The sequence below is a fragment of the Skermanella sp. genome (assembly GCF_059503625.1).
Map to the genome: position 1 here is coordinate 1 of NZ_JCACHA010000956.1, position 6,715 is coordinate 6,715.

5 protein-coding genes are annotated in these 6,715 nt (G+C 65.8%); 3 read left to right on the plus strand and 2 right to left on the minus strand.

Annotated elements, in window-relative coordinates; all coding sequences use genetic code 11:
* On the minus strand, positions 1 to 251 hold a 251-nt coding region (locus AC5JJ6_RS34940), incomplete at its 3' end, for a hypothetical protein (RefSeq protein WP_496046448.1).
* A 289-nt stretch (positions 252 to 540) separates the two neighbouring features.
* On the opposite strand from AC5JJ6_RS34940, the gene AC5JJ6_RS34945 reads away from it, so the two are divergent.
* Complete coding sequence (locus tag AC5JJ6_RS34945; protein ID WP_496046449.1) at positions 541 to 1,983, plus strand: S41 family peptidase; 1,443 nt, start codon at positions 541 to 543, stop codon at positions 1,981 to 1,983.
* Between the two features lie 208 nt (positions 1,984 to 2,191).
* On the opposite strand, the gene motA is transcribed toward AC5JJ6_RS34945, so the two are convergent.
* Positions 2,192 to 3,058 carry a flagellar motor stator protein MotA gene (motA, locus tag AC5JJ6_RS34950; RefSeq protein WP_496046450.1) on the minus strand — a complete coding sequence of 289 codons (867 nt, stop codon included), beginning with the start codon at positions 3,056 to 3,058 and terminating at the stop codon, positions 2,192 to 2,194.
* Between the two features lie 166 nt (positions 3,059 to 3,224).
* Between motA and AC5JJ6_RS34955 the strand changes: the two genes are divergently transcribed.
* Together AC5JJ6_RS34955 and AC5JJ6_RS34960 are read left to right on the plus strand one after the other, a co-directional pair.
* Positions 3,225 to 4,166: a flagellar motor protein MotB gene (locus AC5JJ6_RS34955; protein WP_496046451.1), complete on the plus strand. Its 942-nt coding sequence runs from the start codon at positions 3,225 to 3,227 to the stop codon at positions 4,164 to 4,166.
* A gap of 271 nt (positions 4,167 to 4,437) precedes the next feature.
* Positions 4,438 to 6,627 carry an anthranilate synthase gene (locus AC5JJ6_RS34960; protein WP_496046452.1) on the plus strand — a complete coding sequence of 730 codons (2,190 nt, stop codon included), beginning with the start codon at positions 4,438 to 4,440 and terminating at the stop codon, positions 6,625 to 6,627.
* Positions 6,628 to 6,715 lie beyond the last annotated feature (88 nt).

Below are 6,715 nucleotides of genomic sequence, written 5' to 3' on the forward strand. Positions count from 1 at the left end.
TGGACGTCGCCGGACGCCATCGCCTGATGCCGGTTGGACGTCGGCATCTTCTTGATCTCGACCTCGATGCCGTTCCGCTCGAAGATGCCGGCCTTCTGCGCCAGCGTGATCGGCGCGAACCCGGTCCAGCCGCTCATCGCCAGCGTCACCTTGGGCAGATCCGCCGCCAAGGCCGATCCGGTCACGGAAGCCGTACAGAACACGGCGCCTAGCATCGCCGCCGTGAAAGCGCCAAACCAACGTCTCGTCATCGTCAAACCTTCCTGTCACTCTCGATTATCCGCCGCACTCGTTCAGCGTATGGTGCGGTGCAATAGCATGGGCTCAAGTCTTTCACAGCGGCCCCGCGCTGCCAACCCGGATATGTGACGCAAAAGGCAAGGCGCCATCGATCGGGCGGCATTTTTCATAACCTTAGATTAACCATATTCAGGCTCTCTTATCCTGCCGCCCGAATGGTGTATCGTATTCGTTGGACCATCCGTTTAAACTTGCTCAACACTCCTTTTGGGCTCGTGCCCGCCAGAGGATCTCGCCCGCATGAACGACCGGACATCCGCTACCAGCACCTCAGCACTGTTGGCCGTATCGCTGGCGCTTCTGGCGCCCCTGCCGGCGCTGGCGCAGCCGCCGGCCTCCGGAGCGCCTGTCCAGGCAGCGGCCAATTCCTCGTCCAAGGCGCCCAACACAGCCGCGGCGCAGCAGTCGGCGATGGATGAGCGGGCGCTCAACCTGTTCAGCGAAGTGTTCGAGCGGGTGCGCGGACAGTATGTCGAGAAGGTGACCGACGAGCAGCTGGTCAAGGCGGCCATCAACGGCATGCTGACCTCGCTCGATCCGCATTCCAGCTTCCTCGACACCGAGGACTTCACCGAGATGCAGGTCCAGACCCGGGGCGAGTTCGGCGGCCTGGGGATCGAAGTCACGCTGGAGAACGGCCTCGTCAAGGTCATCTCCCCGATCGACGACACCCCCGCCGCCCGCGCCGGCTTCCAGAGCGGCGACCTGATCACCCAGATCGACGGCGAGCCGGTCATGGGCCTGTCGCTCAAGCAGGCGGTCGACAAGATGCGCGGTCCGGTCGGCCAGCCGATCAAGGTCATGGTCCGGCGCGGCGTGACCGAGGCGGCTCCGTTCGAAGTCAGCCTGACCCGCGAAGTGATCAAGAGCCAGCCGGTCAAGCAGCGGGCGGAAGGCAATGTCGGCTACATCCGCATCACCGGCTTCAGCCGCCAGACCCAGCCGGGCCTGGAAAAGGCTGTACAGACGCTCCAGAACGAGATCGGCAGCAAGCTGATCGGCTATGTCGTCGACCTCCGCAACAATCCAGGCGGGTTGCTGGATCAGGCGGTTTCGGTCGCCGACAGCTTCCTCGACAAGGGCAACATCGTCTCGACCCGCGCCCGCGACGGCGTGGAGACCCAGCGCTTCGACGCGACCAGCGGCGACCTGACCAAGGGCCTGCCGATCGTCGTCCTGGTCAACGGCGGTTCGGCTTCCGCGTCGGAAATCGTCGCCGGCGCCCTTCAGGACCAGCACCGCGCGGTGCTGCTGGGCACCCAGACCTTCGGCAAGGGCTCCGTCCAGACCATCATGCCGTTGACCGAGCAGAAGGCCATGAAGATCACGACGGCCCGCTACTACACGCCGTCGGGCCGCTCGATCCAGGCGCTGGGCGTCACCCCCGACATCACGGTCGAGCAGGCCAAGCTGGAAAAGGTGGCGCAGGCCTCGACCCGCAAGGAAGCCGACCTGCGCGGCGCGCTGAGCAACGACACGGTCGCGAAGCCCCCAGCCGCCGCCGCTCCCGGCGCTCCGGCCCCGGTGACGACGAAGTCCGATGCGGCACCCGGCAGCGCCGAGGACTACCAGCTTCAGCGCGCGGTCGACCTGCTGGTCGGGACCTCGCTGTTCCGCCAGCTTCCGGGGCAGGTGCCCGGTCAGGTTTCTCCGTCGCCCATGGTCACCAAGACGTCAGGCTGAACAAGGGCATTTGTTAAAGACAAAAAACGGCGGGGAATTCTCCCGCCGTTTTTCTGCGTTATGCCAAGTAAAAATGGTCATGCCGTAGGTCGGTCTAGAGCAAAGCGGCAGCCGACAAGCCGGCGCGTCTATGTCGGCTGCCGCTTTGCTCTAGACCGACCTACACGGCGAAAGTATTTTCTCAGGCCAACCTATTCAGCTTTTGGCATCACACCGGCGGCAGAGCGTTCAGCTTCTCTTCGACTTCCGCGAAGCTCGGCATGTATTCGTGGGAGATCGCCTTGCGGCCGGTCTCCACGCTGATCTGCGGCGCCTGCCCGTGCAGGTGGGCGGTGATGATCACGCGGATCACGTGGTAGAACTTGATCTCGTCGTCGTAGATGCCCTGCAAGCGCGTGGCGATCGGGCCGAAGATGCCGTAGGCCAGCAGCACGCCCAGGAAGGTGCCGACCAGCGCGCCGCCGATCATCTTGCCGAGCACGGGCGGCGGTTCGTTCAGCGAGCCCATGGTCTTCACCACACCCAGCACCGCCGCGACGATGCCGAGCGCCGGCAGCGCGTCGGCCATGCCCTGGAAAGCGTGGGACACATGCGAGCCTTCCGCGTGGAAGGCCTTGATCTCGCGCTCCATGATGTCTTCGACCTGATGCGGATCGTCCTGGCTCATCGATACCATGCGCAGGTAGTCGCAGATCAGGTCCTGCGCGAAATGGTCGTGCGTGATCTTGGGGTAGGCTTGGAAGATCGGGCTCTCGCCCGGCTTTTCGATATGGGGCTCGATCGCGACCGTGCCCTTGTTCTTGGCGAGTTTCAGCAACTGGAACATCAACGTCAGGATGTCCATGTAGTCGGCTTTTTTGAATTTGGCGCCCTTGATCACCTTAGGCATGTCCTTCAGCGCATGCTTGATGCCATGGGCGCTGTTGGAAATCAGGAAGGTGCCGACGGCGGCGCCGCCGATGGTCGCCATTTCGTGCGGCAAGGCGCCAAGCACGATTTCCATATTACCGCCAGTTGCGGCGTAAACGCCGAAGACGCAGATGAAGAGGAAAACGAGTCCACCGATTGCAAGCATGACCGTCCGACTTGCCGATAAAGAAATGTTTACGTTCTTAAGTCAGGTTGTCTGCCTTGACACGCTGAGAAATGCGCGGAAATGCGGGAAAACCTGCATAAGTCGAGCGCATCTTGGAGCGGAAGTCTTAACAATTCGTCAGCCAATTCCTTCAGTCAGGTGAGCAATGGCAAAGTCCGAGCGGCCCATCATCATCAAGCGCATCATCGTGGCCGGCGGCGGCCACCATGGCGGCGCCTGGAAGGTGGCCTATGCCGACTTCGTGACCGCGATGATGGCGTTCTTCCTGCTGCTGTGGCTGCTTGGCTCGACCACGGAGGACCAGCGCAAGAGCCTCGCCGACTACTTCTCTCCCAGCCCGGCGGTTTCCAGTTCCAACAGCGGCTCCGGCGGTCTGCTAGGCGGCGTCACGATCTCCGTCCCCGGCAGCCTGTCGTCCCCCAACGCCGCCTTCACGTCGCAGGATGCCGCCCCCAACACCCTCGTCAAGCCCACCGAGAACGACGGCGACAGCAGCGGCGCCGGCGAAGGCGCCGAGGGGGAGGACAGCGGCCAGGGCAAGGACCCCGGCCAGCAGGCGGCCGGAGCGCCGCCCAAGCCCGGCGCCCCGCCGTCCCTGACGCCGGAACAGCGCGAGAAGCGCCAGTTCGACAAGGCGGCCGATGCGCTGAAACAAGCGCTGGAAGCCTCTCCCGACCTTCAGGGTCTGAAGAACAACCTGCTGGTCGATCAGACGCCGGAAGGCATGCGCGTCCAGATCGTCGACAACGAGGGCAAGAGCATGTTCGCCTCCGGCAGCACTCAGATGAACGACGACATGCGGAAGCTCCTGACCAAGGTCGTCCAGGCCATCGGTCCGCTGAACAACAAGATCGCGATCCGGGGCCACACCGACGCCACCCCGTTCGCCAACAACCCCCAGGGCAACTGGGACCTGTCCAGCCAGCGCGCCAGCGCCACGCTGAAGGCGCTGACCGCGATGGGACTGCCCCCCACCCGACTGGCCGACGTCAGCGGCCGGGCCGAAGTGGACCCCCTGTTCCCGGAAAACCCCAAGGACCCGCGCAACCGCCGCATCTCGATCATCCTGTTCAAGCAGGCGAAGTGAACTCGCTTGACCTTCTTCCCCGCCGCGTGAGATTGTCCGCCCCATGAGCAACATCGTTCTCACAGCAGCGCAGCGTTGGTGGTGGCCCGTGTAATCGGGCGGCCAAACCTCACGCATGCGATCGCAGTGATCGACATCGAGGCCGCCACGGGTTCCGGGCGGCCTTTGTTTTTGTCGGGGATTGGGATCTGACGAAGCGGGGTTCACCGGGGGTCCGTGGCGGCAGTCAAAGCCAGCCAATAGAGCCAGACACCTGAACGGGGACCCGGATATGAGCTTCAACGACAAGGAAACACTGGATTACCGGACGCGCGGCGGCATCAGGGTCGAGCGCCGCCTGATCCAGCAGCCCTACGAGGGCGCCGTCGAGCCGTTGATCGATGCGCTGGAACGGCGGCGCGGCGTGCTGCTGTCCTCCAGCTTCGAATATCCGGGCCGCTATACCCGCTGGGACCTGGGTTTCGTCGATCCGCCGGTCATGCTGACCGCGCGCGACCGCGACGTCAGGATCGAGGCGCTCAACCTGCGCGGCCGCGTCCTGGTCCGCGCCATCGCCGAAAACCTCGCCGACCTGGACGCTCTGGAAGCGTTCGATACCGCGCCGGGGCGGATCGACTGCCGGGTCAAACCCGTGGCGCCGGGCACCTTCGCGGAGGAAGACCGCAGCCGGCAGCCTTCCGTCTTCTCGGTGCTGCGGGCGGTCTCCGATCTGTTCAGCGCGCCGGACGACCACACGCTAGGGCTCTACGGTGCGTTCGGCTACGATCTGGCCTTCCAGTTCGAGGCGATCCGCAGGAGGCTGGAGCGTGGCGGCGACCAGCGCGACCTCGTGCTGTATCTGCCGGACGAGGTGCTGGTCGTGGACCACCTGCGCGCCGCCGCGACGATCCACCATTACGAGTTCACGGCGGCGGGCGAGCGGACTCACGGACTGGCGCGGTCCACGGCCCCCGCCCCCTATAGCCCCGATGCCGCGGCCGACCCCGCCAACGACCACGCCGACGGCGACTATGCCGCCTCGGTCGAGCGGGCGCGCGACGCCTTCAAGCGCGGGGACCTGTTCGAGGTCGTCCTGAGCCAGGTCTTCGCCGAGAAATCGGCGAGCGGCCCGTCCACCCTGTTCCGCCGGCTGCGCCGCGCCAACCCCTCCCCCTACGGCGCGCTGATGAACCTCGGCGACGGCGAGTTCCTGATCGCGGCATCGCCGGAAATGTATGTCCGGGTGGAGGGCCGCCGGATCGAGACCTGCCCGATCTCCGGCACCATCGCGCGCGGCGCCGACGCGATCTCGGACGCCGCCCAGATCCTGACGCTGCTGAACTCGGCCAAGGACTCGGCGGAGCTGACCATGTGTACCGACGTGGACCGCAACGACAAGTCGCGGATCTGCGAGCCCGGCTCGGTCCGGGTGATCGGCCGCCGGCAGGTCGAGCTGTATTCCCGGCTGATCCACACCGTCGATCATGTCGAAGGGACGCTGCGCGACGGGTTCGACGCGCTGGACGGCTTCCTCAGCCATACTTGGGCGGTGACGGTGACCGGAGCGCCGAAGCGCAGGGCGATGCAGTTCGTCGAGGACCACGAGAAGTCAGCCCGCCGGTGGTACGGCGGCGCCATCGGCTGCATGACCTTCGACGGCGGCATGAACACGGGGCTGACGCTCCGCACGATCCGGCTGAAGGACGGCGTCGCGGAGGTCAGGGTCGGCGCCACGCTGCTCTACGACAGCGACCCCGTCGCCGAGGACGCCGAGTGCCGGCTGAAGGGATCGGCGCTGTTCGGCGTGATCCGGCAGGTGGACGGCAATGGCGGACCGGATGTCCAGGCTGGGGCAAGGCCCGGCATGGGACGCCGGATACTGCTGGTCGACCACGAGGACAGCTTCGTCCATACGCTCGGCAACTACTTCCGGCAGACCGGCGCCGAGGTGACGACTTTGCGGGCTGAAGCCGCCCGCGCGGCACTGGCGGAGATGCGGCCCGACCTGCTGGTGCTGTCGCCGGGTCCGGGGCGGCCGGCGGACTTCGACGTCTCGGCGACGCTGGGCCTGGCGATGGCGCTGGGGGTGCCGGTATTCGGCGTCTGCCTGGGATTGCAGGGGATGGCCGAGCATTTCGGCGGAACGCTGGGCGTGCTGGAGCACCCGATGCACGGCAAGGCATCCGCCGTGCGGGTGCTGGGCGGCGCGCTGTTCGACGGGCTGCCCCGGAGCTTCACCGTCGGCCGCTACCATTCGCTGTTCGCGGAGCGGGCAAGCCTTCCGGACGAGCTGGAGGTCACGGCCGAGAGCGAGGACGGCGTCGTGATGGCCTTGGAACACCGCGCGCTGCCGCTGGCCGCCGTCCAGTTCCACCCGGAATCGATCCTGTCGCTGGACGACGACACCGGGATGAAACTGATCCGCGCCGTCGTGGAAAAGCTCTGCGCACGTGCCCGGCCGGAGATGGCGGCCGTCGCGTGACGAGCGGCAGAGGGGAAGAGTCAGGGGCGGGTCAGGAGCGGACCCGCCTCAGCACCCAGGCGCGGTCCTTGTAGGCAAGGTGCAGGTC